27 protein-coding genes are annotated in these 24,352 nt (G+C 75.0%); 16 read left to right on the forward strand and 11 right to left on the reverse strand.

Features of this window, described 5'->3' with window-relative positions; all coding sequences use genetic code 11:
* Window positions 1-123 precede the first annotated feature (123 nt).
* Genes ND486_RS13580 through hrcA form a run of 3 tightly spaced genes read right to left on the reverse strand, consistent with a single transcriptional unit; the run spans window position 124 to window position 3,115 of the window.
* On the reverse strand, window positions 124-879 hold the full coding sequence (locus ND486_RS13580) for a 16S rRNA (uracil(1498)-N(3))-methyltransferase (protein ID WP_251784652.1): 756 nt from the start codon (window positions 877-879) through the stop codon (window positions 124-126).
* Between the two features lie 4 nt (window positions 880-883).
* On the reverse strand, window positions 884-2,050 hold the full coding sequence (gene dnaJ / locus ND486_RS13585; RefSeq protein WP_161151755.1) for a molecular chaperone DnaJ: 1,167 nt from the start codon (window positions 2,048-2,050) through the stop codon (window positions 884-886).
* A gap of 45 nt (window positions 2,051-2,095) precedes the next feature.
* Window positions 2,096-3,115 (reverse strand): heat-inducible transcriptional repressor HrcA, encoded by a 1,020-nt coding sequence (gene hrcA, locus ND486_RS13590; RefSeq protein ID WP_208824747.1) that lies wholly within the window; start codon window positions 3,113-3,115, stop codon window positions 2,096-2,098.
* Between the two features lie 92 nt (window positions 3,116-3,207).
* On the opposite strand from hrcA, the gene ND486_RS13595 reads away from it, so the two are divergent.
* Genes ND486_RS13595 through ND486_RS13605 form a run of 3 tightly spaced genes read left to right on the forward strand, consistent with a single transcriptional unit; the run spans window position 3,208 to window position 6,148 of the window.
* The gene (locus tag ND486_RS13595; protein WP_251784653.1) at window positions 3,208-4,347 is read left to right on the forward strand and encodes a hypothetical protein; all 1,140 of its coding nucleotides are present in this window, start codon (window positions 3,208-3,210) and stop codon (window positions 4,345-4,347) included.
* Window positions 4,344-5,294 carry an ABC transporter ATP-binding protein gene (locus tag ND486_RS13600; protein WP_251784654.1) on the forward strand — a complete coding sequence of 317 codons (951 nt, stop codon included), beginning with the start codon at window positions 4,344-4,346 and terminating at the stop codon, window positions 5,292-5,294. The genes ND486_RS13595 and ND486_RS13600 overlap by 4 nt, the downstream gene beginning before the upstream one ends.
* On the forward strand, window positions 5,291-6,148 hold the full coding sequence (locus ND486_RS13605) for an ABC transporter permease (protein ID WP_062401494.1): 858 nt from the start codon (window positions 5,291-5,293) through the stop codon (window positions 6,146-6,148). The genes ND486_RS13600 and ND486_RS13605 overlap by 4 nt, the downstream gene beginning before the upstream one ends.
* Window positions 6,149-6,170: 22 nt before the next feature.
* Here ND486_RS13605 and ND486_RS13610 read toward each other — a convergent pair whose 3' ends face one another.
* Window positions 6,171-6,956 (reverse strand): lipase, encoded by a 786-nt coding sequence (locus ND486_RS13610; protein ID WP_251784655.1) that lies wholly within the window; start codon window positions 6,954-6,956, stop codon window positions 6,171-6,173.
* Entirely contained in the window at window positions 6,953-8,143 is a 1,191-nt protein-coding gene (gene hemW / locus ND486_RS13615) for a radical SAM family heme chaperone HemW (RefSeq protein ID WP_251784656.1), read from the reverse strand. The genes ND486_RS13610 and hemW overlap by 4 nt, the downstream gene beginning before the upstream one ends.
* A gap of 453 nt (window positions 8,144-8,596) precedes the next feature.
* Between hemW and ND486_RS13620 the strand changes: the two genes are divergently transcribed.
* From ND486_RS13620 to ND486_RS13650, 7 genes are all read left to right on the forward strand, one after another.
* Window positions 8,597-10,264: a nitrite/sulfite reductase gene (locus tag ND486_RS13620; protein WP_251784657.1), complete on the forward strand. Its 1,668-nt coding sequence runs from the start codon at window positions 8,597-8,599 to the stop codon at window positions 10,262-10,264.
* Window positions 10,261-10,437: a hypothetical protein gene (locus ND486_RS13625; RefSeq protein ID WP_062401491.1), complete on the forward strand. Its 177-nt coding sequence runs from the start codon at window positions 10,261-10,263 to the stop codon at window positions 10,435-10,437. Before ND486_RS13620 ends, ND486_RS13625 begins: the two co-directional genes overlap by 4 nt.
* The gene (locus ND486_RS13630; protein ID WP_251784658.1) at window positions 10,434-11,138 is read left to right on the forward strand and encodes a phosphoadenylyl-sulfate reductase; all 705 of its coding nucleotides are present in this window, start codon (window positions 10,434-10,436) and stop codon (window positions 11,136-11,138) included. Before ND486_RS13625 ends, ND486_RS13630 begins: the two co-directional genes overlap by 4 nt.
* Entirely contained in the window at window positions 11,135-12,073 is a 939-nt protein-coding gene (gene cysD, locus ND486_RS13635; RefSeq protein WP_251784659.1) for a sulfate adenylyltransferase subunit CysD, read from the forward strand. The genes ND486_RS13630 and cysD overlap by 4 nt, the downstream gene beginning before the upstream one ends.
* Window positions 12,073-13,410: a sulfate adenylyltransferase subunit 1 gene (locus ND486_RS13640; protein WP_251784660.1), complete on the forward strand. Its 1,338-nt coding sequence runs from the start codon at window positions 12,073-12,075 to the stop codon at window positions 13,408-13,410. Before cysD ends, ND486_RS13640 begins: the two co-directional genes overlap by 1 nt.
* Before the next feature lie 252 nt (window positions 13,411-13,662).
* Window positions 13,663-13,818 carry a hypothetical protein gene (locus ND486_RS13645; RefSeq protein ID WP_251784661.1) on the forward strand — a complete coding sequence of 52 codons (156 nt, stop codon included), beginning with the start codon at window positions 13,663-13,665 and terminating at the stop codon, window positions 13,816-13,818.
* Window positions 13,819-13,913: 95 nt separating this feature from the next.
* Window positions 13,914-14,816: a sulfite exporter TauE/SafE family protein gene (locus tag ND486_RS13650; protein WP_251784662.1), complete on the forward strand. Its 903-nt coding sequence runs from the start codon at window positions 13,914-13,916 to the stop codon at window positions 14,814-14,816.
* A 32-nt stretch (window positions 14,817-14,848) separates the two neighbouring features.
* Here the strand turns inward: ND486_RS13650 and ND486_RS13655 are convergent, their stop codons facing one another.
* The 3 genes from ND486_RS13655 to ND486_RS13665 form a co-directional block, all read right to left on the reverse strand.
* Window positions 14,849-16,801: an FAD/NAD(P)-binding protein gene (locus ND486_RS13655; protein WP_251784663.1), complete on the reverse strand. Its 1,953-nt coding sequence runs from the start codon at window positions 16,799-16,801 to the stop codon at window positions 14,849-14,851.
* Between the two features lie 232 nt (window positions 16,802-17,033).
* A complete protein-coding gene (locus tag ND486_RS13660) occupies window positions 17,034-17,405 on the reverse strand; it encodes a barstar family protein (protein WP_251784664.1) in 372 nt (123 codons plus the stop codon).
* Window positions 17,402-17,869 (reverse strand): ribonuclease domain-containing protein, encoded by a 468-nt coding sequence (locus ND486_RS13665; RefSeq protein ID WP_251784665.1) that lies wholly within the window; start codon window positions 17,867-17,869, stop codon window positions 17,402-17,404. Before ND486_RS13665 ends, ND486_RS13660 begins: the two co-directional genes overlap by 4 nt.
* Window positions 17,870-18,183: 314 nt before the next feature.
* Between ND486_RS13665 and ND486_RS13670 the strand changes: the two genes are divergently transcribed.
* Complete coding sequence (locus ND486_RS13670) at window positions 18,184-18,426, forward strand: hypothetical protein (protein ID WP_145983293.1); 243 nt, start codon at window positions 18,184-18,186, stop codon at window positions 18,424-18,426.
* Between the two features lie 10 nt (window positions 18,427-18,436).
* Here ND486_RS13670 and ND486_RS13675 read toward each other — a convergent pair whose 3' ends face one another.
* On the reverse strand, window positions 18,437-19,297 hold the full coding sequence (locus tag ND486_RS13675) for an LLM class F420-dependent oxidoreductase (RefSeq protein ID WP_251784666.1): 861 nt from the start codon (window positions 19,295-19,297) through the stop codon (window positions 18,437-18,439).
* A 152-nt stretch (window positions 19,298-19,449) separates the two neighbouring features.
* On the opposite strand from ND486_RS13675, the gene ND486_RS30030 reads away from it, so the two are divergent.
* The 3 genes from ND486_RS30030 to ND486_RS13685 are packed head-to-tail and all read left to right on the forward strand — an operon-like array spanning window position 19,450 to window position 20,815.
* Entirely contained in the window at window positions 19,450-19,521 is a 72-nt protein-coding gene (locus ND486_RS30030; RefSeq protein WP_368858478.1) for a putative leader peptide, read from the forward strand.
* A 38-nt stretch (window positions 19,522-19,559) separates the two neighbouring features.
* Complete coding sequence (locus tag ND486_RS13680; protein ID WP_073578011.1) at window positions 19,560-20,009, forward strand: OsmC family protein; 450 nt, start codon at window positions 19,560-19,562, stop codon at window positions 20,007-20,009.
* A gap of 17 nt (window positions 20,010-20,026) precedes the next feature.
* Complete coding sequence (locus ND486_RS13685; RefSeq protein WP_251784667.1) at window positions 20,027-20,815, forward strand: enoyl-CoA hydratase-related protein; 789 nt, start codon at window positions 20,027-20,029, stop codon at window positions 20,813-20,815.
* A gap of 157 nt (window positions 20,816-20,972) precedes the next feature.
* Here the strand turns inward: ND486_RS13685 and ND486_RS13690 are convergent, their stop codons facing one another.
* Window positions 20,973-21,857 carry an endonuclease domain-containing protein gene (locus ND486_RS13690; RefSeq protein WP_251784668.1) on the reverse strand — a complete coding sequence of 295 codons (885 nt, stop codon included), beginning with the start codon at window positions 21,855-21,857 and terminating at the stop codon, window positions 20,973-20,975.
* 330 nt (window positions 21,858-22,187) lie between these two features.
* Between ND486_RS13690 and ND486_RS13695 the strand changes: the two genes are divergently transcribed.
* Window positions 22,188-23,033, forward strand: a complete 846-nt coding sequence (locus tag ND486_RS13695) for an NAD-dependent protein deacetylase (protein ID WP_062401452.1) — start codon at window positions 22,188-22,190, stop codon at window positions 23,031-23,033.
* A gap of 4 nt (window positions 23,034-23,037) precedes the next feature.
* Here the strand turns inward: ND486_RS13695 and ND486_RS13700 are convergent, their stop codons facing one another.
* Entirely contained in the window at window positions 23,038-23,220 is a 183-nt protein-coding gene (locus ND486_RS13700; RefSeq protein ID WP_062401450.1) for a hypothetical protein, read from the reverse strand.
* A gap of 44 nt (window positions 23,221-23,264) precedes the next feature.
* Here ND486_RS13700 and ND486_RS13705 point away from each other — a divergent pair, with 44 nt between their 5' ends.
* Window positions 23,265-24,230 (forward strand): zinc-binding dehydrogenase, encoded by a 966-nt coding sequence (locus ND486_RS13705; RefSeq protein ID WP_251784669.1) that lies wholly within the window; start codon window positions 23,265-23,267, stop codon window positions 24,228-24,230.
* Window positions 24,231-24,352 lie beyond the last annotated feature (122 nt).

Below are 24,352 nucleotides of genomic sequence, written 5' to 3' on the forward strand. Positions count from 1 at the left end.
CGACCGGTTCGCCGGATCGTGACGCGCCTGCGCCTCCCCGCCCTGCTCCCAGGGTCACCCTCGTAGCGCTCTACGCCCCGAAAGTGACCCTGGGGGCGTCCCGGGACGGGTCGGCGAGGGGGCTCAGCGGGCCCAGCGGCCGGTGCGCACGGCGAGCGCGCCGAGCGCGACGCAGGCCGCGGTGGAGGCCCGCAGCACCTCGGGCCCCATCCGGACCGGGACGGCGCCAGCCTCGGCGAGGCGGTCGAGCTCGGCGTCGTCGACGCCGCCCTCCGGTCCGACGGCGAGCAGCACCTCCCCCGCCGCGGGCAGCGCGACCGAGGCGAGGTCCTCGCCCGCGGACTCGTGCAGCACCAGCGCGGTGTCGGCGGCACCGACCCGGGCGGCGAGCTGCGCGGTGGTCACCGGGCCCGCGACGTCGGGCTGCCACGGGCGGCGGGCCTGCTTGGCGGCCTCGCGGACGGTGGACCGCCAGCGTTCGAGGGCCTTCGCGCCGCGCGGGCCGTCGTCCCAGCGGGTGACGCAGCGGGCCGCCCTCCAGGGGACGAACCCGTCGGCGCCGGCCTCGGTGGCGGTCTCCACGGCGAGCTCGCCGCGGTCGCCCTTGACCAGCGCCTGCGCGACGACGACGCGGACCGCGGGTGCGGGCACCCGGGTCACCTCGTGCAGCCGCACGGTCAGCGCGTCCCGCCCGGCGACGTCGACGACCTCGGCGCGGGCGAGCCCGCCCCGGCCGTCGGACAGCACCAGCGCCTCGCCGGGGCGCAGCCGTCGCACGGTCGCGGCGTGGCGCCCCTCCGGGCCGTCGAGCACCGTGTCGGAGCCCGGACCCGGGAGGGACCCGACGTCGTCGACCAGGAACAACGGCGCCGTCGTCACCGGGTCAGCGTCCGGTCCAGCTGTCGCGCAGCTTGGAGAACAGGCCGTGCCCGTTGCGGGAGCCGCCGATCAGGTCCGGCTGCTCCTCCCCGCGCAGCTCGGCGAGCCGGCGCAGCAGGTCGGTCTGCTCCTTGTCCAGCCGGGTCGGCACCGCCACCTCGACGTGCACGAGGAGGTCGCCGTGGCCGTCGATGCGCCCGGTGGAGCGCAGCCGGGGCATGCCCTTGCCGCGCAGCGTGCGGACCGTGCCGTGCTGGGTGCCCGCCTCGACGTCGATCTCGGCGACCGAGCCGTCGAGCAGCGGCAACGGCAACGTGGTGCCGAGCGCGGCCGCGGTCATCGGCAGCGGGAGCGTGCAGTGCAGGTCGGCGCCGTCGCGGGTGAACAGCTCGTGCGGCGCCTCCTCCACCTCGACGTAGAGGTCACCGGCGGGACCGCCGCCGGAGCCGACCTCGCCCTGGCCGGACAGGCGCACCCGCATGCCCTCGGCGACGCCCGCCGGGATCTTGACGGCGACGGTGCGCCGCGACCGGACCCGGCCGTCGCCCGCGCACTGGCGGCAGGGGTCGGGGATGACCTCGCCGAAGCCGCGGCAGGTCGGGCAGGGCCGTGCGGTGACGACCTGCCCGAGGAACGAGCGCTGCACGCTCTGGATCTCCCCGGAGCCGCCGCAGGTGTCGCAGGCGGTGGGGTGGGTGCCCTCGGCGCAGCCGGAGCCCTGGCACTGGGTGCACAGGACCGCGGTGTCGACGGCGAGGTCGCGCTGCACACCGGCGGCGCAGTCCTCCAGCGTCAGCTCCATCCGGATCAGCGCGTCGGCGCCGGGCTGGACCCGGCTGCGCGGGCCGCGCCCGCGTCCGCCGCCGGCGGTGCCGCCGAAGAACGCGTCCATGATGTCGCTGAACCCGCCGAACCCGGCGAACGGGTCACCGCCGCCACCACCCCCGCCGCGGGCGTCGAGGGGGTCGCCGCCGAGGTCGACGACCCGGCGCTTCTCGGGGTCGGTCAGCACCTCGTAGGCGGCGCTGACCTCCCGGAACCGCTCCTGTGCCGCGGGGTCGGGGTTGACGTCCGGGTGCAGCTCACGGGCGAGCTTGCGGTACGCCCGCTTGATCTCCGAGGCGTCGGCGCCGCGCTCGACGCCCAGGATCCCGTAGTAGTCGCGTGCCACCTGGCTCTTTTCCTCAGTGAAGTACGTACAACGACGATGAAAGGTCTACCGACCGGTCAGGATCTCACCCACGTACCGGGCGACCGCATGCACCGCCGAGATCGTGCCCGGGTAGTCCATCCGGGTCGGCCCGACGACGCCCATCCCGCCCAGCGGGGTACCCGATCCGTACCCCACCGTGACCACGGACGCGGTGCGCAGGTCCTCGGCCTCGTTCTCCTCGCCGATCCGGACCGTCACCAGCCCGGAGTCCTGCGAGGCCGCGAGCAGCCGCATGACCACGACCTGCTCCTCCAGGGCCTCCAGGACCTGGCGCAGCGAGCCGGGGAAGTCGGCGTGGCTGCGGGTCAGGTTGGCCGTGCCGCCCAGCACCATCCGCTCCTCGGGGTGCTCGACGAGGGTCTCGATGAGCACCGTCGCGAGGTGCAGCAGCGGGGTGCGCAGGTCCTCCGGGGCCGTCTCCGGCAGCTCGGCCACGGCCGCGGAGGCCTCGGCGAGCTTGCGACCGCCCAGGGCGTTGCCGAGGATCTCGCGCAGCCGGGCGACGTCGGCGTCGGCGAGCACGTCCCCCAGGTCGACGACGCGCTGGTCGACGCGCCCGGAGTCGGTGATCAGCACCAGCATCAGCCGGGCCGGGGTCAGCTGCACGACCTCGAGGTGGCGGACCGTGGATCGGGTGAGCGTCGGGTACTGCACGACGGCGACCTGGCGGGTCAGCTGCGCGAGCAGCCGCACCGAGCGGCGCAGCACGTCGTCGAGGTCGACGGCGCCGTCCAGGAACGTCTGCACGGCCCGCTTCTCGGCCGACGACAGCGGCTTGACCTGCGAGATCCGGTCGACGAACTGGCGGTAGCCCTTGTCGGTGGGGATCCGGCCCGCGCTGGTGTGCGGCTGCGCGATCAGGCCGTCCTCCTCGAGGACGGCCATGTCGTTGCGCACCGTCGCGCTCGACACCCCGAGATTGTGCCGGTCGACGATGGCCTTCGACCCCACGGGCTCCTGCGTCGACACGTAGTCGGCCACGATGGCCCGCAGCACGGCGAACCGCCGCTCGTCGGCGTTCATCTCCTCGCACCTCCCCCGGTGTGCCCCGTCCATCCTAGGCGCCGTCGTGGCCGCGCGGCCGGGGCACGCGGCGTGGCACGGTGGGTGGGGTGATGTCCGCACGCCGCTTCGGCCGGCGCTCCCTGCTCGTCGGTGCCGGTGCCGTCGCCCTGGTCGCGGTGGGTACGACCGACCGCTGGCTCCCCGTCGGCGACGTCGCCGGGACCCCGGACCCGGCCGCGCTGCGGGCCCGGATCCTGGCGGGTGTCGTCCCCCACTCCGGCCTGGCGACGGCGACCGGCCGGCTCGGGCTGCCCACCGTCGCGCCGATCGGGTCCGCGGCCCGGCTGCTGTCCACGACCACCCGGATCCGCGTCCAGGTCGCCGACGCGGGCCGCTGGCGGGTCGACGAGCTGACCCCGGTCGGCGAGGTCGACACCTACCGCGACGGACAGGTCGAGCGGATCTGGGACTACGGCGCGAACCGGCTGACCACGGTCTCCCCGCTCGCCCCGGTGCGTTTCCCGCGGGCCTCGGACCTCGCCCCGGCCGACCTGGCCCGCCGGCTGCTCGGCGCGACCCCCGACGACCCGGTGACGGCGCTGCCGGCACGGCGGGTCGCCGGGCGGGCCGCGGCCGGGCTGCGGGTGACCCCGGCCGACCCGGACAGCCTGGCCGGGCGGATCGACGTGTGGTCGGTCCCCGTCGGCGACGGCGCCCTCCCGGTCGCGGTCGAGATCGCCGCCCGGGACGGCGCGGGCCCGCTCCTGGAGACGGCGTTCGAGGCGGTGGACACCGCCGCGCCGCCGGCCGCGGCGCTGGTCCCGGCGCCGCCGTCGTCGGCGGAGCGGGTGCGGGCCCGTCCCGACGACCTGACCGGCTCGCTGCGCGGGGTCGGCGCGGTGCCCCCGCCGGACCGGCTCGCCGGCCGGGACCGGGTGGAGCTGCCGGTGTCCGGGGACGTCCCGGCCGCCGAGCTGCTGCCCGGGGTCGGTGTCTACGGCACCGGGGTCGGCCGGTTCGTGCTGGTCCCGGCCGCACCGGAGGTCGTCGACGGGATCGTGCGCGGCTCGGCCGCCGCGGGCGGGGTGGACGTGGCGGGCCTGCCCGGCGGCTCGGCCGCCCGGGTGGCGACACCCCTGCTCAGCCTGGTCGTCGCCCGTCGGCGACGGCGCGGGGTGCTGCTGGCCGGGACGGTGCGGCCCGGTGTGCTGGAGTCCGCCGCCGTCGAGCTGATGGGGACCCGCCGGTGAACGGCCCGGTGGTCGCGACGCACGCGGTGACCAAGCGGTTCGGCCGGGTCACCGCCGTCGACGGCGTCGACCTGGCGGTACCCGCCGGCTCCCGGTTCGGGCTGCTGGGCCCGAACGGCTCCGGCAAGACGACGCTGGTGCGGATGCTGCTCGGGCTGGTGCACGCCACCTCGGGGTCGATCGAGGTGCTGGGCTCGCCGATGCCGCGGGCCGCCCGCACGGTGCTGCCGCGGGTCGGTGCGCTGGTCGAGTCCCCCGCCGCCTGGCCGGGGCTGTCGGGCCGGGCGAACCTGACCCTGCTCGACGCGGCGGGCTCGGTGGGCGGCCCGCTGCACCGGCCCGCCGACCGGCGACGACGCGTGCAGGAGGCCCTGGAGCAGGTCGGCCTTGGCGGGGTCGACCGCCGCCCGGTGCGGGCCTACTCGCTGGGGATGCGCCAGCGCCTGGGCATCGCCTCGGCGCTGCTGCGCGCCCCGGAGCTGCTGCTGCTCGACGAACCGACCAACGGCCTGGACCCGCGGGGTATCGGCGAGATGCGCGCCCTGCTGACCGCGCTGAACGAACGGGGCACGACCGTGGTGCTGTCCAGCCACCTGCTCGCCGAGGTGGAGACGCTGTGCACCCGGGTCGGGGTGATGGACGCCGGGCACCTCGTGCTCACCCAGGACCTCGACGAGCTGCGGGCACCGACCGGCCGGGTCGTCGTCCGCACCCCGGCCCCGGCGGCCGCGGCGCGGGCGCTCGGCCGGGCGCTGGAGTCCGCCGACGGCGACCGGCTCGTGGTCCGCGCCGTCGACCCCGCCGACCTCAACGCGCACCTGGTGCGGGCCGGGGTGCCGGTGGCGTCGCTGGAACCGGAGCGCCGCACCCTCGAACAGGTGGTGCTGGAACGGACCGGTGACGGCTCGGACCGGGTGGCCACGGCCGGGCGGGGGGTGGCGCGGTGATCCTCGTCGAGCTCGCGCTGCTGCTGCGCCGCACCCGGGTGTGGCTGTGCTGGCTGCTGCTGTGCGCGCTGCCGGCGCTCGTCGCGGTGGTCGTGTCGGCCACCGGGATCCTCCCGCCGCCCGGGCAGGGGCCCGCGTTCCTGTCCGCGGTCGCGACGAACGGGCAGATCTTCCCGGCGTTCGCGCTGGCGCTGGTGCTGCCGATCCTGCTGCCGATCACCGTCGCGGTGGTCGCCGGGGACACCGTCGCCGGGGAGGCCGCCGCGGGGACCCTGCGCTACCTGCTGATCCGGCCCGTCGGGCGGCTGCGGCTGCTGGTGGCGAAGCTGGTGTCGGTGGCGTTCTTCGTGGTCACCGCGGTGACGCTGGTGGTGCTGACGTCCTACGCGGTGGGGATCGCGGTGTTCGGCACCGGCACCACCACCGCCACCGGTGGTCTCACCCTGCCCCCGGTCGACGCCGGGCCCGGCTCGGTCGCGTCGCTGTCCGGGACGGTGATCGAACCGGTGGACCTGGCGACCCGGACCGGGCTGACCGTGGCCTACCTGGCGCTGTGCATGCTCACCCTGGGCGCGCTGGGGATCTTCTTCTCCACCCTGACCGACTCCCCGCTCGCGGCGGCGCTGGCGGTGCTCGCGGTCGTGGTGACCAGCGCGTCGCTGCAGGCCCTCGACGCCTCGGCCGCCTTCGTCGACTTCCTGCCGACGGCGCACTGGCTGGCCTGGATCGACCTCTACCGCGACCCGGTCCTCTACGACGCCGCCCGCACCGGGGCGTGGGTGCAGGCGGGCTGGGTCGCCGTCGCCGTCGGGGCGGCGTGGGCGAACCTGGCGACCAAGGACATCGCGAGCTGACCGCCCGCCGCGCCGGGCCGTCTCAGCCCGCGGCGCGCAGGGTGCCGCAGGCGGCCGGGGCCTCGTCGATCGGTGCGGTGGACAGGGCACGGACGACCAGGCCGATCACGGCGTCGTCGGCGGGCAAGCCGCCGTGGCCCACGGTCGAGCCCGGGCACAGCTGCTGCAGCTCCACATTGACCGCACCGTCGAGGCGGGCCGAGGTCGGCGGGGTGACGACCTGGTCACGGTCGGTCCACACCGACAGCCAGGGCACCACCGTCCCGGCCCCGGCGAGCTCCCCCAGCAGCGCCGACCCCGGGGCGAGCTGACGGCACGCCTGCGGGCACGCCTCCGGGGCCACGGCCGCGGCGGAGCCGGCCACCGTCGTCCCGGCCAGCGGGGAGCCGATCGACACGATCCGCCGGGCCCGCGCCGGGCCGTCGTCGCGGATCGCCCACAGCCCCGCGACGACGCCGCCCGCGGAGTAGCCGACGACGTCGACCGACGGCGCCCCGGCGTCGGTGGCGACGGTGACCGCGCGGTCCAGGACCTCCACCTGCCGGTCGAGGTCGCCGGTGCCGTCGCCGTCCAGGGCCAAGACGCGCGCGTCGCGGCCCTGGGTGCGCAGGGCCCCGGCGAGGACCTCCAGGCCGGTGCGGTCGCCGCCGTAGCCGGGGACGAGCAGGACCGGGCCCGGCCGGTCCTGGGCGACGGGCCCGCCGGCTCCGCGGGACCCCTCGGGCAGGGCCGCGACGACGGCGGCCACCACGCCCACCACCAGCAGCAGTGCGGCGACGACCAGCAGCGCCCGGCGGCGCGGGCTCACCGGGCCCCCGCCGGGGTGCCGGCGGCCGGGGTGTCGTCGGCGATCAGCAGGTCGGTGACGACCCGGTCGGCCAGCAGCCGTCCGCGGTCGGTCAGCACCGCGCGGCCCGCGGCGTGCGCCGCCGGGTCCAGCAGCCCGTCGGTGACGGCGCGGGCGGCGGCCGCGCGACTGCCGTCGTGCAGCAGGGTCAGGGCCATGCCCTCGGCGAGGCGCAGCCGCAGCATGACCCGCTCGGTGTGCCGCTCGTCCGCGGTGAGCTCCTCGCGACCGCCCTCGGGGGTCTCGCCCGCGGCGAGCGCGCCCGCCCAGCGCGCCGGGTGCTTGACGTTCCACCAGCGCGTCCCGGCCAGATGGGAGTGGGCGCCGGGGCCGATCCCCCACCAGTCGCCGTCGCGCCAGTAGCCCAGGTTGTGCCGGCACTCGGCGCCGGGCAGCGACCAGTTCGACACCTCGTACCAGGACAGCCCGGCGTCGCGCAGCCGCGCGTCGAGCAGCTCGTAGCGAGTGGCGGCGACGTCGTCGTCGGGGGCGGGCAGCTCCCCGCGGCGGACCCGGCGGGCCAGCGCGGTGCCGTCCTCGACGATCAGCGCGTAGGCCGAGACGTGGTCCACCCCCGCGTCGAGGACGGCGTCGGCGGAGGCGCGCAGGTCGTCGTCGGTCTCGCCGGGGGTGGCGTAGATCAGGTCCAGGTTGACGTGGCCGAACCCGGCGGCCCGGGCCTCCCGGGCGGCGGCGACGGCGCGCCCCGGGGTGTGCGTGCGGTCCAGTACGGCGAGCACGTGCGGGGCGGCGGACTGCATGCCCAGCGAGATGCGGGTGAACCCGCCGGCCCGGAGCCGGTCGAAGAACTCCGGCGAGACCGACTCGGGGTTGGACTCGGTGGTGACCTCGGCGTCGTCGGCGAGCGGGAGGTGCTCGCGGACCGCGTCGAGCATCGCGACGAGCCGGTCGGCGCCGATCAGCGACGGGGTGCCGCCGCCGACGAACACCGTTTCCACGGTGCGGTCCCCCACCGTGCGGGCGGCGAGGGCGATCTCGGCGCGGGCGGCGGCGAGCCAGCCGTCCGGGGACGCGGCGTCGCCCGCGAGCTCGGAGGCGGTGTAGGTGTTGAAGTCGCAGTAGCCGCAGCGGGTCGCGCAGAACGGCACGTGGACGTAGAGCCCGAAGGCCGGCGGCACGGGGGTCACGTCCGGCGAGTGTGCCACCGCCGGGCCGGTCGGTGCCGGGCGCACCTCGGGCCCGGACCGCTCCCCGGCACGTCCGGGGCGCGCGGGACGGGCCGGTCGCGACGGGGTGGCACCCGGGGTCCCCGCGGTGGACGATGGGTTCCACCGGGCCCGTGACCCCGGTGATTCCGGGTGAACCGGACACCGCGCGGCGAACGTCCGGACCTATCCGCCCACCCCTCCCAGGATGCGAACATCACTTTGTGGCAGGTCCGGACACCGTGGCACCCTGTATCCGTGCCCGCACTCCGTCTCCGCCTCGTGGCGCGTCGCCACGTGGATCTGAACCGGACCCGTAGCGCGCTCTGTCGTCGTCGCTGACCCGACGGCCCCTCCCGAACCGCCCCGGGCCGCTCCGTGCCCTGTCCCGGGCCGGGGTGTGCCCGGTCCGCCCGACATCGGAGCACCCACCACATGGCGCCCTCGAAGACCGCACCCCGCCGCCCGAAGGGCCAGGGGCAGTGGAAGCTCGGCCACCGCGAACCGCTGAACCCCAACGAGCGCAGCAAGCGCGACGACAATCCGCTGAACGTGCGCGCGCGGATCGAGAACGTCTACGCCCGGCGCGGCTTCGACTCGATCGACCCCGCCGACCTGCGCGGACGGTTCCGCTGGATGGGGCTCTACACCCAGCGCAGGCCCGGGATCGACGGCGGCCGCACCGCGGCGCTGGAGCCCGAGGAGCTCGACGACGAGTACTTCATGATGCGCGTGCGCCTCGACGGCGGGTCGGTGGACGTCGCCCAGCTGCGTGCGCTCGGTGAGGTCTCGCAGCGCTACGGCCGCGACACCGCCGACGTCACCGACCGGGAGAACATCCAGTACCACTGGATCCGCGTCGAGGACGTCCCGGCGATCTGGAAGCTGATCGAGCCGCTGGGCATGCAGACCACCGAGGCCTGCGGCGACTGCCCCCGTGTGGTCATGGGGTCCCCGGTCGCCGGCGTCTCGGCCGACGAGGTGGTCGACCCGACCCCGGCCATCGACGAGATCGTGCGCCGCTTCATCGGCGACCGCGAGCTGTCGAACCTGCCGCGCAAGTTCAAGTCCGCGATCTCCTGGCAGCAGGACGTCGCGCACGAGATCAACGACATCTCCTTCGTCGGCGTCGAGCACCCCGAGCACGGCCCCGGCTTCGACCTGTGGGTCGGCGGCGGGCTGTCGACCAACCCGCGGATCGCCGAGCGGCTCGGCGCCTGGGTCCCGCTCGACGAGGTCCCCGACGTGTGGCACGGCGTCATCCAGGTGTTCCGCGACTACGGCTACCGCCGCCTGCGCCACCGCGCCCGCATCAAGTTCCTCATCGCCGACTGGGGCCCGGAGAAGTTCCGCCAGATCCTGGAGGACGAGTACCTGGGCCGGAAGCTCGTCGACGGCCCCGCCCCGGCGGTCCCCGAGCGGCCCATCGACCACGTCGGCGTCCACAAGCAGAAGGACGGCCGCAACTACGTCGGCGTCGCCCCGCCGTCGGGCCGCGTGTCGGGCACGACGCTGCTCGCCGTCGCCGACGCCGCCGAGCGCGCCGGGTCGGACCGGATCCGGTTCACCCCGTACCAGAAGATCGTCGTGCTGGACGTCGCCGACGACAAGCTCGACGGACTGATCGAGGAGCTCAACACCCTCGGCCTGCCCGCGCGGCCGTCGACCTGGCGCCGCTCCACGATGGCCTGCACCGGCATCGAGTTCTGCAAGCTCGCGATCGTCGAGACGAAGGAACGCGCGATCCGGCTGGTCGAGGACCTGGAGAAGCGCCTCGCCGACGTCGTCCCGGACGTCCCGATCTCGCTGCACCTCAACGGCTGCCCGAACGCCTGCGCCCGCACCCAGGTCGCCGACATCGGCCTCAAGGGCCAGATCGTCACCGACGCGGACGGCAACCAGGTCGAGGGCTTCCAGGTCCACCTGGGCGGCGGGCTGGGGCTGGACTCCGGTTTCGGCCGCAAGCTGCGCGGGCTCAAGGTCACCAGCGCCGAGCTGGGCGACTACGTCGAGCGCGTCGTGCGCCGCTTCGCCGAGCAGCGCGACGGCGACGAGCGGTTCGCCCAGTGGGTCCTGCGGGCCGACGAGGAGGACTTGAAGTGAGCGGGCGCGTCACGCCGTTCCACTGTCCGTACTGCGGCGAGGAGGACCTGCGTCCGGCCGAGCGGTCCGAGAAGGTCCCCGGCGCCGCCTGGTGGTGCGCGGGCTGCCTGCGCACCTTCGTCGTGACCTTCGTGGGGATCGGCGTCCCCGAGACCTCGGGAGCGGAATCATGAGTGTTGCCCTGGAGACCGACCTGCGCGCCACCGCCGAGCGCGGTGCCGCCGAGCTGGGCCCGGACGCGACCGCCGAGCAGCTGCTCGCCTGGGCCGCGGAGACCTTCGGCGACCGGCTGATCGTCGCCTCCAACATGCAGGACGCCGTCCTGGTCGACCTGGCCCAGCGGGCCCGGCCGGACGTCGACGTGCTGTTCCTGGAGACCGGCTACCACTTCGCGGAGACCATCGGCACCCGCGACGCGGTCGACGCCGTCTACCCGCGGCTGCGCATCGTGAACGCACAGGCGGACCAGACGGTCGCCGAGCAGGACGCCGAGTACGGCAAGGACCTGTTCGCCCGCGAGCCGGACCGCTGCTGCGCGCTGCGCAAGGTCGTCCCGCTGGAGCGGACGCTGTCCGGCTACGACGCCTGGGTCACCGGTGTCCGCCGCGTCGAGGCCCCGACCCGGGCGAACACGCCGCTGGTCACCTACGACGAGAAGTTCGGCCTGGTGAAGATCAACCCGATCGCCGCGTGGTCCGACGAGGACATGGACGCCTACATCGCCGAGCACGGGATCCTGGTGAACCCGCTCGTCGACGCCGGCTACCCGAGCATCGGCTGCGCGCCCTGCACCGCGAAGCCGAAGCCCGGCGAGGACCCCCGCTCCGGCCGCTGGGCCGGGCGTGCCAAGACCGAGTGCGGGCTGCACGCATGACGACCCTGGAGGAGACCGCCGTGACCGCCGCCGTCACGACCCCGGCCCTGGACGCGCTCGACGCGCTGGAGTCCGAGGCGATCCACGTGTTCCGCGAGGTCGCCGGCGAGTTCGACCGCCCGGTGATCCTGTTCTCCGGCGGCAAGGACTCGACGCTGCTGGTGCACCTGGCCATCAAGGCGTTCGCGCCGGCCAAGGTGCCCTTCGGCCTGCTGCACGTCGACACCGGGCACAACTACCCGGAGGTCATCGAGTTCCGGGACCGGGTCGCGGCGCAGCACGGGCTGCGCTTGGAGGTCGCCCGCGTCGAGGACTACCTCGCCGACGGCCGCCTCGTCGAGCGCGCCGACGGGACCCGCAACCCGCTGCAGACCCAGCCGCTGCTCGACGCGATCGCCGAGCACCGCTTCGACGCCGTGTTCGGCGGCGGCCGCCGCGACGAGGAGCGCGCCCGGGCCAAGGAGCGGATCATGAGCCTGCGCGACGCGTTCGGCCGGTGGGACCCGCGCAAGCAGCGCCCGGAGCTGTGGAACCTCTACAACGGACGGCACGCCCCCGGCGAGCACGTCCGCGTGTTCCCCATCTCCAACTGGACCGAGCTCGACGTGTGGCGCTACATCCGGCGCGAGGGCATCGAGCTGCCGTCGATCTACTACGCCCACGAGCGCGAGGTCTTCCAGCGCGACGGCATGTGGCTCGCCGAGGGCCCCTGGGGCGGGGCGCGCGACGGCGAGCGGCTGGAGCGCCGGTCCATCCGCTACCGCACCGTGGGCGACGGCTCCTGCACCGGGGCCGTCGAGTCCACCGCCACCACCCTCGACGAGGTCATCGCCGAGGTCACCGCGTCGCGGCTCACCGAGCGCGGCGCGACCCGGGCCGACGACCGGCTGTCCGAGGCCGCGATGGAGGACCGGAAGAAGGAGGGCTACTTCTGATGACGGGCACTGCGGACACCACCTCCCGGTCCCTGCTGCGCTTCGCCACGGCGGGCTCCGTCGACGACGGCAAGTCCACCCTGGTCGGGCGCCTGCTCTACGACACCAAGTCGGTGCTGGCCGACCAGATCGAGGCCGTCGAGCGCGCCTCGGTCGACAAGGGGATGTCGACGCCGGACCTGTCGTTGCTCGTCGACGGCCTGCGCGCCGAGCGCGAGCAGGGCATCACCATCGACGTCGCCTACCGCTACTTCGGCACGCCCACCCGGGAGTTCGTGCTCGCCGACACCCCCGGCCACGTGCAGTACACCCGCAACACCGTCACCGGCGCGTCCACCGCCGAGCTGGCGGTGCTGCTGGTCGACGCCCGCAACGGCGTGGTCTCCCAGACCCGCCGGCACGCCGCGGTGCTGTCGCTGCTGCGCGTCCCGCGCCTGGTCCTGGCGATCAACAAGATCGACCTGATCGAGTACGACCAGGCGAAGATCGCCGACATCGAGCGCGAGTTCACCGAGCTGACCCGCTCGCTGGGCTTCACCGACGACGCCGTCCAGGTCATCCCGGTGTCCGCGCTGGTCGGGGACAACGTGGCGTTCCGCAGCGGGAACACCTCCTGGTACACCGGGCCGACGCTGCTGGAGCACCTGGAGTCGGTCCCGGTCGACGGCCCCGACGCCGACGCCCCGTTCCGGATGCCGGTCCAGTACGTGATCCGCCCCAGGAACGGTGCCGAGTCTCGCTCCGCTGACGCTCCGCTCGGTGACCTGCACGACTACCGCGGCTACGCCGGCCAGGTCGCCTCGGGCACCGTCCGTCCGGGCGACGAGGTCGTCGTCCTGCCCGAGGGGCACCGCACCACCGTCTCCGAGGTCCGGACCGCCGACGGCCCGCTGGCCGCCGCCGGGGCGGGCCTGAGCGTGACGGTGCTGCTCGCCGACGACATCGACGCCCCCCGCGGCGCCCTGATCGCGGCCGCGTCCGACGTCCCGGAGGTCACCTCCGAGATCGACGCGACGCTGTGCTGGCTGGCCGAGAAGCCGCTGCTCCCGGGCGCGCGGCTGCTGCTCAAGCACGGCACCCGCACCACCCAGGTGATCGTCGGGGCGCTGGGGTCGCGGCTGGACACCGAGACGGTGTCCTACGCCGCCGCACCGGAGAAGCTGGAGATCAACGACATCGGCCGGGTGTCGCTGCGCGTCGCCGACCCGCTGCCGGTCGACTCCTACGCCCGGGTCCGCACCACCGGCGGGTTCCTGCTGATCGACCCGCCGACGGGCAACACGCTCGCCGCCGGTCTGGTGGGCGACCCGCTCGCGGCGGTGCCGGCCGCCGGCTGACCGCTCCGCGCCGTCCACGGCCCCCGCACCCGCTCCGGGTGCGGGGGCCGTGTCGTGCCGGGCGGGGTGTCCGGACCGGGCGGTCGTGGCCCGGGACACCCGGACCGCCCGGACGCGCCGACGAGGCACCCGCCACGTCACGTCCCCGCAGCTCAGCGACCCGCGTCGGCCACATGTCCGGACAGGTTTCCCGTCGTCCCGACCAGCGGACGACGACTTGTCGACCCCCTCGATCCGTTCCACCATGGACGGGTGACCACGACCGCCGCCCCCGCCGACCGGACCCTCGCGTCCGGCCGCCGCGCGGAGTCGGACCCGGCGGTCTCCTGGCACCTCGTCGCGCACCTCGAGCGGTTCTGGCCGTCGCGCCGGCTCGACGCGTTCGACGAGTTCTGTCGTCGGGGCTGAGACACCTCCCCGACCGACCTCCCACCACGTACCGCGCACCCCTCGCACGGGTCACGGACGCTCCCGCACGCCCGGCGTGCGCAGGAAGCAGGATCATGTTCGACCCCTCGCTCGCGCTCGCCGGCCTGCTCGTCGGCTTCCTCGTCGGCCTCACCGGCATGGGCGGAGGTGCGCTCCTGACCCCGTTGCTCGTCCTGGTGTTCAAGGTCAACCCGCTCACCGCGATCTCCTCGGACCTGCTGACCTCGCTGGTCATGAAGCCGGTCGGCGCCGCGGTGCACGCCCGGCGGCGCACCGTGCACTGGCGGCTCACCGGGTGGCTGGTGCTCGGCGCCGTCCCCGCCGGGTTCGCCGGCGCGGTGGTCATCGGGATGATCGGGAAAGGCGTCGGCGTCGAGGACCGGCTCAAGGTGTTCATCGGGATCGCGCTGGTCGCCTCGGTGCTGACCACCCTGTTCCGGCAGGTCATGGACCGGCGCGGCAGCCGCAACGCCGTCGACGTCGACGCGCCGGTGGACGTCCGTCCGCTGCGGACGGTGCTGATCGGCGTCGTCGGCGGGCTGGCGGTCGGGATGACCTCGGTCGGCGCCGGGTCGCTGATCATCGCGATGCTCCTGCTCGCCTACCCGCAGCTGCACCCGTCGCGGCTGGTCGGCACCGACATCGTGCAGGCGATCCCGCTGGTCGCCGCCGCGACGGTCGGGCACCTGTTCTTCGGCGACGTCCAGTTCGGTCTCGCCGCGGCGCTGCTCGTCGGTGCCCTGCCCGGCGTGTGGTTCGGCGCGCGGCTGTCCTCCGGGGGCACCGGCCGGCTCATCAAGCCGGTCGTGACCGCGGTGCTGCTCGCCTCGGCGCTCGCGCTGCTCGGGGTCCCCGGCCCGTGGGTGCTGGTGGCGACGGCGGCCGCCCTCGTCGTGACCGTCGTCCTGCTGCCGCGCCGCCGCCCGGCCGTCGCCGAGCCGGAGCGGGTCCCCGAGCCGGTCGGCGCCCGCGACTGACCCCGACCGGGTCCCGCTCCCCCGGGAACGGCTCAGGCCGCCGGGACGGCGCGGGACGCGGCGCCGGGCAGGGCGCCCAGCACGGCGCGGGCGACGGCGTCGTTGTAGCGCAGGCTCTGCGCGTTCATCCCGGGCCGGGTGAACGCCCCGGCGACCTTGACCGTCGTGTGCGGCCCGACCGCGAACCGCCGCTCGTGCACCCCGCCGTCCGCGGTGTGCAGCGCGCCGTCGGCCGGACGGACCGACAGCAGGCCGGTGTTGCGCAGCGGGGTGCCGTCGTCGTCGTGGAGGACCTCCTCGACGGCCTCGCCGCGGGCGAGCAGGCCGCCCAGCAGCCCGTCCACCGTGCGCGAGACGCTCGGGTCGGGCAACCGGGCGTCGACCAGGACCCGGGTCGTCACCGGCGGCGCCCCGGCCAGGGTGGTGCTGGTGGCGTGGAAGCCGTCGGCGTCGATGTCGATGCTCATCCCGGCGCCGAGGAACCGCAGGTACCCGGCACGGGACAGGGCGAGCATCTGGCGGACCCGGAAACCGGGTGGGCCGGACGCGACCGAGTTGAAGAACGACTGCCACCACGGCATGTCCCTCGCCCGCGAGCGCGGCGAGAGCACCCCGGACCCGGCCAGGCGGGTGGTCTCGGTGTAGACCGACAGCATCGCGACGAACGCGCCGAGGTGCGGGGTGTGCCGCTCGTCGACGTGCTGGCGCAGGTCCTCGGCGATGCGTTCGCGCACCAGGGGCTGCAGCGCCTCGAGGTCCGGGGCGTGCACGCCGTCGAGCGGGCGGTCCAGCGCGGTCAGGTCGAGCCGGTCGAGCGGGTCGGGCACCAGCTCGGCGATCAGCGCCGCCTCCTCGGGCGAGCCGTGCGCGACGGCGGAGAACCGCCGCGCGAACTCGTCCCACCCGGCGCGGACGCGGTCGGGGTGGCCGACGAACAGCTCGTGGTACCAGCCCCAGCCGATCTCCTTGGCCATCAGCGGCCACACCCGGGTGGCGACGTCGACCGGGCCGCCGGAGGCGATGAGGTCGTCGGTGACGTCGGGGCCGAGGAACCGCGGCAGCGGCGGAAGCCCGCCCCGTAGCTGGTAGTGGGTCTTGGAGTGGTAGGTCGCGCCGCGCGGGGACCCGCCGACGACCACCGGCTCCCGCCCGCACGGCTCGTACCGCAGCCGGCCCGGGTCGGCGTCGTCCGGGTCGGGGACGAAGCGCCCGCCGCGGCCCTCGAACAACAGCACCACGAGGTCGACGAACGCCAGCCCCAGCCCGCGGGCCAGCACGGTCTCGCCCGGCGCGATCACCGACAGGTCGGAGTCGGAGGTCTGCTCCGGGGGCAGGTAGCGCAGGCCGAACTCGTCGGCGCGGGCGGCGAGCGCGATCTCGTCGTCGGTGGGGGTGGCGTCGAGGTGCCCGGAGGCGAGCACGACGGCGTCGCCGCGCAGGACGGTGCCGTCGGCGAGGGCCACGACCTGCCTGCCGTCGGTCTCGTCGAGGGCCTCGGCGGTGGTGCGGTGCAGGTGCACCCGCATCCCGGCCGGCGCCCGGCCGACGACCTCGCGCAGCACCGCGGCGAGGTAGTGGCTCTGCAGCCGCCGCGACGGGAACGTCGACGCCGTGACCTGCGCCAGCTCGTCGGCGAGCTCCGGTCCGAGCTCGGCCCGCGGGTCGCCGTGCTCGCGCAGGTTCTGCGCCCAGTCCCAGAACGACGGGCCGGGCGCCACCGGGCCGTCGCAGACGACCGAGGAGTCGGTCCACATCGTGACGTCGGCGGCCATCGAGTTCATCGCGAGCAGCGGGGACTGCGCGTGCCGCCAGATGCGGCCCGCCCCGGCCGGGAACGGGTCGACGAGGTGGACGTCGACGCCGGGTCCGGCCAGGGCGTCGGACAGCAGCTCGGGCGCACTCGCGACCATGCGCTCCAGCACGCCGGCCCCTCGGGGGCCGGCGCCGACGATCACGACGGACGGGGCGTGCGGGCTACGGGACATCGGGGCGCTCCTGGGTCGGCGGGCGGAGGGGGACGACCCCTCACGGCGCCCACCGCAGGCGGCACAGGTCGACGTGCCTGCGCCTCACCAGCCGGAGACCCATGGATGCCACGGTAGGTCGCCTCCCTCGCCGTGGCCACCCGCCACGGTCGGTCCACCTGCCTCAACACCGCACCGGGCCTCCGGGATTCCGCACCCCGTCCGTGAGCGCGGGCCGGTGGCGGCACGGTCGTCAGGCGGCCGGGCCGGCCAGGGTGACGTGCAGCGGCCGGTCGGTCCCCGCCGTCGCGGCGACGGCCTCGGCGAGGATCTCCAGGACCGTCGCGTGGGTGCCGGGGTCGGCCGCGGCGAGCGGACCGTCGGCGACGACGAGCTCGACGGGTCCGGCGGGCAGCCAGGACAGATCGCCCAGGCAGTCCGCCAGCGCGTCGAGGTTGTGGCCGTAGTACTCGGGGAAGCTCAGCGCCCGGCCGACGGCGGACAGGACCGCGGCGCGGTCCGCGACCCCTTCGACGACGGCGACGAGACCGGAGCCACCGGCCCGCCCCCGGGCCGCGTCGACGGCGGGGGCGGTTCCGGCGCTCTCACGGGGAAGGGTGCTCACCTCGAGACGTCTACCACGACGAACGAGGCGTAGTGGTCGGCCGTGTAGTAGTACTCCCCGCCCGATCCGGTGACGATCCGCCGGGCGCCGCGGGTGCTCGCGCCGGGGGTCGGCACGGTGAACTCCTGGTAGTAGCCCGAGGACTTCGCGGGCAGGATCCCCTCCCGGTTCTGGAAGGTCGTCCCGTCCTGGCTGTACGGGTACGGCCCGCCCGAGCGGATCAGCCGGTAGGTGTCGGTGGCCTGGGACGGCAGCGACGACAGCGCCCGCACCGGCAGCCCGGACTCCTGCTCCCCCGGCACGGCGGCCGGGGCGACGGGAGCGGCGACGGCGGCCGGCACGGCCGGAGCGGGTGCGGCGGCGGCCGCGGCGGGCAGGGCGAGGCCGAGGGCGGCCAGAACGGCGACGAGTGCCCCGACGATCAAGGCACGCGTCCCGGACCGCGCATCCGGTCGAATGATCATGGTCCGGACGCTAGGCCGGGTCACCCGTTCGGGTACAGACGTCGCGACGAACCGCCACCGTCCCGTCACCCGCTGTTTCCACGGCTGCCGCGACGACCACCCTCCGTTCGCCCGCCGACCGCATCGGCGGGCCGGTGACGGGCCATGATCACGACCGGTCACCGCGTAGGTGCATCCGGTCACCGTGTCCTGCGTCGCACCCCTGTTCTACGCGCAGTAAAAGCGCGTTGAAGCGGGTACAACGGAGCTCGAGAGACCAGGAACGACTGCGCATGACACGCCCCGATCCCGACACGTTCAACGGAGAACGTCGCATGACCGCAGAGTTGATTCACCCCCTGCCCGAGGCTCCCGCACCCGTGGAGCTCCCGGCACCCCAGGCCGGCCGCTCGACCGTGGACCGGCTGCTGGACTCGATCGACGACCTGGTGCGCCGGCACCGCGCGCTCGCCGCGCACGACGGCGCCTCCGCCGCCCTGCACGCCGAGCTGATCGCGGCCGAGCTGGACCAACAGGTGGCGATCCTGCGGACGATGCCCCGCCAACCCGGCAGCTGACCCTCGCGGGTCAGAGCTCGGCCGCCGCCGGGATGATCTCCGACCCGAACACCCGCAGCGGCTCGATCGTCGCCACGTCCGGCACCACCGTGTGCACGTGCTGCACACCGAGCGCCGCGTAGCCGCGCAGCTCCTCGACCGCGGCCTTCGGGTCGGCCGGGTCCAGCCGCGCCATGACCGTCTTCTCGATCTCGTCGTAGTCGCGCCCGACCTCCTCGCAGCGGGTGCGCAGCACGTCCAGCTTGCGCTCCAGCTCGGGGCCGCCGAACAGGTTGCACGCGTCGGCGTACTGCGCGACCAGGCGCAGCGTCTTCCGTTCCCCACCGCCGCCGATCAGGATCGGCGGATACGGCCTGCGCAGCGGCTGCGGGGTGTTCAGCGTGGCGCCGAGCCGGTAGTGGGTCCCCTCGAAGGGGCCGTCGTCGTCGCTCCACATCTGACGGGCGATGCGCAGCGTCTCCTCCAGCCGTTCGAACCGCTCCGCGGTCGGCGGGAAGAACAGCCCGAGCCCGGTGGCCTCCTCGTCGTTCCAGGCGGCGCCGACACCCAGCATCGCGCGGCCCTTCGACAGCACGTCCAGGGTGGTCACGGCCTTCACCAGCAGACCGGGGTCGCGGTAGGTCACCGCGGTCACCCAGGCCAGCAGGTCGACCTTCTCCGTGCGGGCGGCCAGGTAGCCGAGCACGGTGTAGGCCTCGAGCATGTCGGTCTCGACCGGCCCGACCGGCCGGATCTGCCAGAGGTGGTCCATGACGCTCACCCGGGAGAAGCCCTGCTCCTCGGCCGCGACGGCGATCCGGGACAGGTCGTCGGCCAGGCCCGCCGGTCCGGCCGGGTAGGTGAAGTCCGCGATGTGCAGTCCGATCCTCACGGCATGTCCTCTCATAAACGGAGCCAACTCCGTTTCGGAGCCTAGCCCTCTTCCGGCGACCGGCGCCACCGCGCCCATCGGACCGCGGGCGTCGCCGGTTCGGTCGGCTCCGTCACGTCGCGCACGACCGTTCGGTGCGGTTCACTGATCCGGTGATCGCGCTCGTGCGGAGGCTGCACATCGACCTGGGCCGGACGGCCGGGGCCCTCTGTCCCCGCTCCTGACCCCGTCCCCCCGCAGCCCCTCGTACAGGAGTTCACCCATGCCTCTCGTCACCTTCGCCGTCAGCGGCCAGGGCACCGGCGTCGCGCAGACCGTCGCGGTCGACGGCGCCGGCTACGTCATCGAGACCGACGCCTACCCCGCCTTCGGCGGCAAGGACGAGCACCCCAGCCCGCTCGCCTACACGCTCGCGTCGCTGTCGTCGTGCAACCAGGTCACCAGCTCGATCGTCGCGAAGGAGCTCGGCATCACGATCGAGCACGTGCGCTTCGACGTCGCCGCCGACTTCAACCCGACGACGATGACCACCGGGACCCACCGCGACGGCGAGACCACCTTCCAGAACCTGCGGGTCGACGCCGTGATCACCACCGACGGCACCGACGAGCAGGTCGCGCAGCTGGCCCGGGAGACCGAGCGCCGCTGCCCGGTGTCGCAGCTGTTCGCCCTGGCCGGGGTGTCGATCACCAGCACCTGGACGAAGGCCTGAGGTCCTAGTCTGCGGGGGTGGCAGACACCGTCGACTCCCCCGAGCTCGTCCACCTGGCCGTCGAGGCCGGGATCGCGACGATCACCCTGGACTCCCCGCGCAACCGCAACGCACTCTCGGCGCAGCTGCGCCGGGAGCTGATCGCGCACCTCGACGCGGCGATCGCCGACGACGCGGTGCGGGTCATCGTGCTGACCCACACCGGCACGGTGTTCTGCGCGGGCATGGACCTCAAGGAGTCCCGTGGCGCGGGCGCCGAGCAGCAGGGCGTCACCGAGGTGCCGCGGATCCTGACGACGCTGTGGGACTCCCCCAAGCCGGTCGTCGCCCGGCTGTCGGGCCCGGCCCGCGCCGGTGGGGTCGGGATCGTGGCGGCGTGCGACATCGCCGTCGCCGCCGAGTCGGCCACCTTCGCGTTCTCCGAGGTCCGGATCGGGGTGGTGCCCGCGGTCATCTCGGTGACCGTGCTGCCCCGGCTGTCCGCCCGCGCCGCGCACGAGCTCTTCCTCACCGGGGAGACCTTCGACGCGCGGCGCGCGGCGGCCGTCGGGCTGATCAACAGCGCCGTCCCGGCGGAGACCCTCGACGACGAGGTGGCCCGCTACACCGGCATGCTGCGCCTCGGTGCGCCCGGCGCCCTGGCCGGGGCGAAGGCGATGCTGCGCCGCGAGCGCCCGGCGACGATGAGCGACGACTTCGCCGCGATGAACACGCTGTCCGCCTCGTACTTCGCCTCCGAGGAGGGGCAGGAGGGCATCCTGGCCTTCGGGGAGAAGCGGACGCCGTCCTGGGTGCCGGAGGGCTGAGCCCCGCGCCCCCGGCCCGGCTCGCCCCGGCCCAGGCCCGCTCCGGCTCGACCAGGCCCGGCTCGCCTCGCGCCGGCCCGGCTCGCCACGGCCCGGGTCCGTCCCGGCCCGGACAGCCGAGTGGCACACCGGGCACCTCGGACCCCCTCGGGCGGGTTCACGGCGTGCCACTCGTCGGTGCGTGGTCCAGCGCCCGGCCGATCTGCGCGACGATGCGCCCGGGCTCGTCGCGCAGGTCGAGCCGGGTGTAGCGGTAGATCCGCCACCCGGCGTCGACGAGGCGGGTCACCCTCGTGGCGTCGCGCAGGACCCGGTCGGGGCCGGTGTGGTCGGCGCCCTCGTACTCGATGCCGACGCGCGGCGCGGGATAGGCGAGATCGAGCCACACCGCGCGGCGCCGGGCGTCGTCGAGCACCGGGTGCTGGACCTCAGGTCGCGGCAGGCCGGCCCGGACCAGGAGCAACCGCAGCCGGGTCTCGGGCGGGGACATGGCGCGCCGGTCCGCGAGCCCCAGGACGCCGGGAACGCCGGCCACTCCGCGCAGCCCCCGGTAGCGGACCGCGAAGTTCAGCAGCAGGTCCGGAGCGAACCCGTGCCGGAACGCCAGCGCGTCCACCGCGACGACGGCGGCGGTCTCGTCGCGACCCCGGGCCAGGTCGAACGCGGTCCGCAGCGGCGTGGTGACCCGGACCCCGTCGCACCACCCGATCTCACCGGGGTGCAGCCGGTCGCGGCGCACGCGCACCCCCGCCGGGGCCCGGGCCCGGACCGGGAGCACCACGTCGACCGGCGCCCCGACCGGCGCGCACGGTGCGCCGGACAGCTCAGCCGCGGCCCATCCCGCGATCACCCCGCGACCGCCGGACCAGCGGAACACCGCCCGGCACCGGTCGGCGTGTCCGAGCGGGACGAGGTGCCGGGCGGCCCAGGTGTCGGGCAGCACCCGGACGAACGCCGGGCCCTGCAGCCGTCGCGCCGTCACGAGGCCCGCGCCGACGGCGGCCGAGCCACGGAAGATGAGGGGCCACCCCGGCACGTCCACCGACGCAGGATCCGGGGACACCGCGCCGGGCGGGGCCGTTCGGCGTCGCCGGTGTGCGATCGCGAACCGATCCGGTCGCCGGAGTGCGCCGAGTGGCACACCACGGACCCGGGACCGGCCCCGACGGGTCCACGGTGTGCCACTGGGCGAACCGGGCCGTGGCTCGGCCAGGGCGGCCCGGAGGTCCGGGGAGGGTGTGCCGCGACCACTGCGGGCGGGGGTCCTGCTGCGGCTCGGCGAAGGGGGGCTCCGCGGCGGCCGGGCCCGGTGCGGAGGCGGGGCGGGCCGCCGAGGGGCGGGGAGCCACCGGGCGCGCCTACCCTGGAGGGCATGAGCGTCCCCGTCGTCAGCACCGACCCGGGCGCGGCACTGGACCTGCTCGCCGGGCGGCGCCTCGTCGTCCTCACCGGGGCCGGGCTGTCCACCGACTCCGGCATCCCGGACTACCGCGGCCCGGGCTCACGACCGCGCAACCCGATGACCTACTCCGAGTTCGTGTCCGGTGAGCCCGCGCAGCGGCGGTACTGGGCGCGCAGCCACGTCGGCTGGGCCCGGATGCGTCGCGCCGACCCCAACCCCGGACACCGCGCACTGGCCGCACTGGGGGCGGCGGGCGTCGTCGACGGGCTGATCACGCAGAACGTCGACGGCCTGCACTCCGTGGCCGGCAGCCGCGGCGTGGTCGACCTGCACGGGCGCATCGACGAGGTCGTCTGCCTGGACTGCCGCCGCATCACCCCGCGCGACGCGCTGCAGGCCCGGCTCACCGCGCTCAACCCCGGCTTCACCGAGGCGCACAGCGCGCAGGTCGAGACGGCCCCCGACGGCGACGCCGCGGTGGAGATCACCGACGGCTTCCGGATCGCGCCGTGCGCGTCCTGCGGCGGGGTCCTCAAACCGCACGTCGTGTTCTTCGGGGAGAACGTGCCGAAGGACCGGGTGGCGCGCTGCTACGCGATGGTGGCCGCGCTGACCCCCGAGGACGGCGCGCTGCTCGTCGCCGGGTCCTCGCTCACCGTCATGTCGGGGCTGCGGTTCGTCCGGGCCGCGCACCGTGCGGAGGTGCCGGTCGTGATCGTCAACCGCGGGGCGACCCGGGGCGACGAGCTCGCCGACCTGCGCGTCGACGCGGGCTGCTCGGAGGCGCTGGCCGCACTCGCGGCCCAGCCGGTCTGAGCGCTCAGGCCCCGCCGTCGCGACGCCCGCGGGGGGTGTCGAAGCGCCGGGTGGCGCGGTCGGCACCGATCGCGACCAGTGCGCACGCGGGCAGGACCACCACCGTCACGAACACGACCTGCGCCACGAACGGCAGGCCGGTGAGCCACAGCTCGAACGCGTCCCAGCCGTCGATGATCGTGCGCACACTCCACACGGTAGTCCCCGGGCCCAGGCATTAGGTTCGGGGCCATGTTCGCTGTCTATGCGCAGGAGCCCAACGCCGACGCTCCCCTCGACTCCCTCGTCGTGGGCGAGCGGCCCGACCCGGAGGTTCCCGACGGCTGGGTCTCCGTCAACGTCTCCGCCGCCAGCCTCAACATGCACGACCTGTGGACGCTGCGCGGGGTCGGCATCAAGCCCGACCAGTTCCCCATGATCCTCGGCTGCGACGGCGCCGGGACCCTCGACGACGGCACCGAGGTCGTCCTCTACCCGATCATCGGCGACCCTGACTGGCGCGGCGACGAGACGCTCGACCCGAAGCGCACCCTGCTCACCGAGCGCCACCAGGGCACGATGGCCGACAAGGTGATCGTCCCGGCGCGCAACGCGGTCCCCGCCCCGAAGGGCCTCACCCCCGGCCAGGGCGCCGTCCTGGGCACCGCCTGGCTGACCGCGTATCGGATGCTGTTCACCAAGTCGGGCCTGCAGCCGGGCCAGACGGTGCTCGTCCAGGGCGCCTCCGGCGGCGTCTCGACGGCGCTGGTCCAGCTGGGCCGCGCCGCGGGCTTCCAGGTGTGGGTCACCGGCCGCGACGAGGAGAAGCGCGCACTGGCCGAGCGCCTCGGCGCGCACGCCACGTTCGAGTCCGGGGCGAAGCTGCCGGGCAAGGTCGACGCCGTCATGGAGTCGGTCGGCGAGGCCACCTGGAAGCACTCCATGCGGGCGCTGCGCCCCGGTGGCCGCATCGTCGTCTGCGGCTCCACCTCGGGCCCGAACCCGCCCGCGGACCTGCAGCGGCTGTTCTTCCTCCAGCTCGAGGTGGTCGGCGCGACCATGGGGACGCGCCAGGAGCTCGCGGATCTCATGAACTTCGTGGCGACGGCCGGGATCGCGCCGGAGATCGGGACAGAACTGCCGATGGACTCCGCGAAGGAGGCGTTCGAGGCAATGGCCGCGGGGCGCACGGCGGGGAAGATCGTCCTGACCCGCTGAGGCGTTACGTGATCCGGGTGTGATGCAGTCGTGATGTCGTTGGTGAACGTCAAGCGGTCTACGTAATCGCTGGTCGTCGGCCTGTCGGTCATCGCTGCGTGACGACCGCCCGGCGCTCGGGG

The organism is Pseudonocardia sp. DR1-2 (genome assembly GCF_023717215.1).
GTDB classification, from domain to species: Bacteria; Actinomycetota; Actinomycetes; order Mycobacteriales; family Pseudonocardiaceae; genus Pseudonocardia; species Pseudonocardia alni.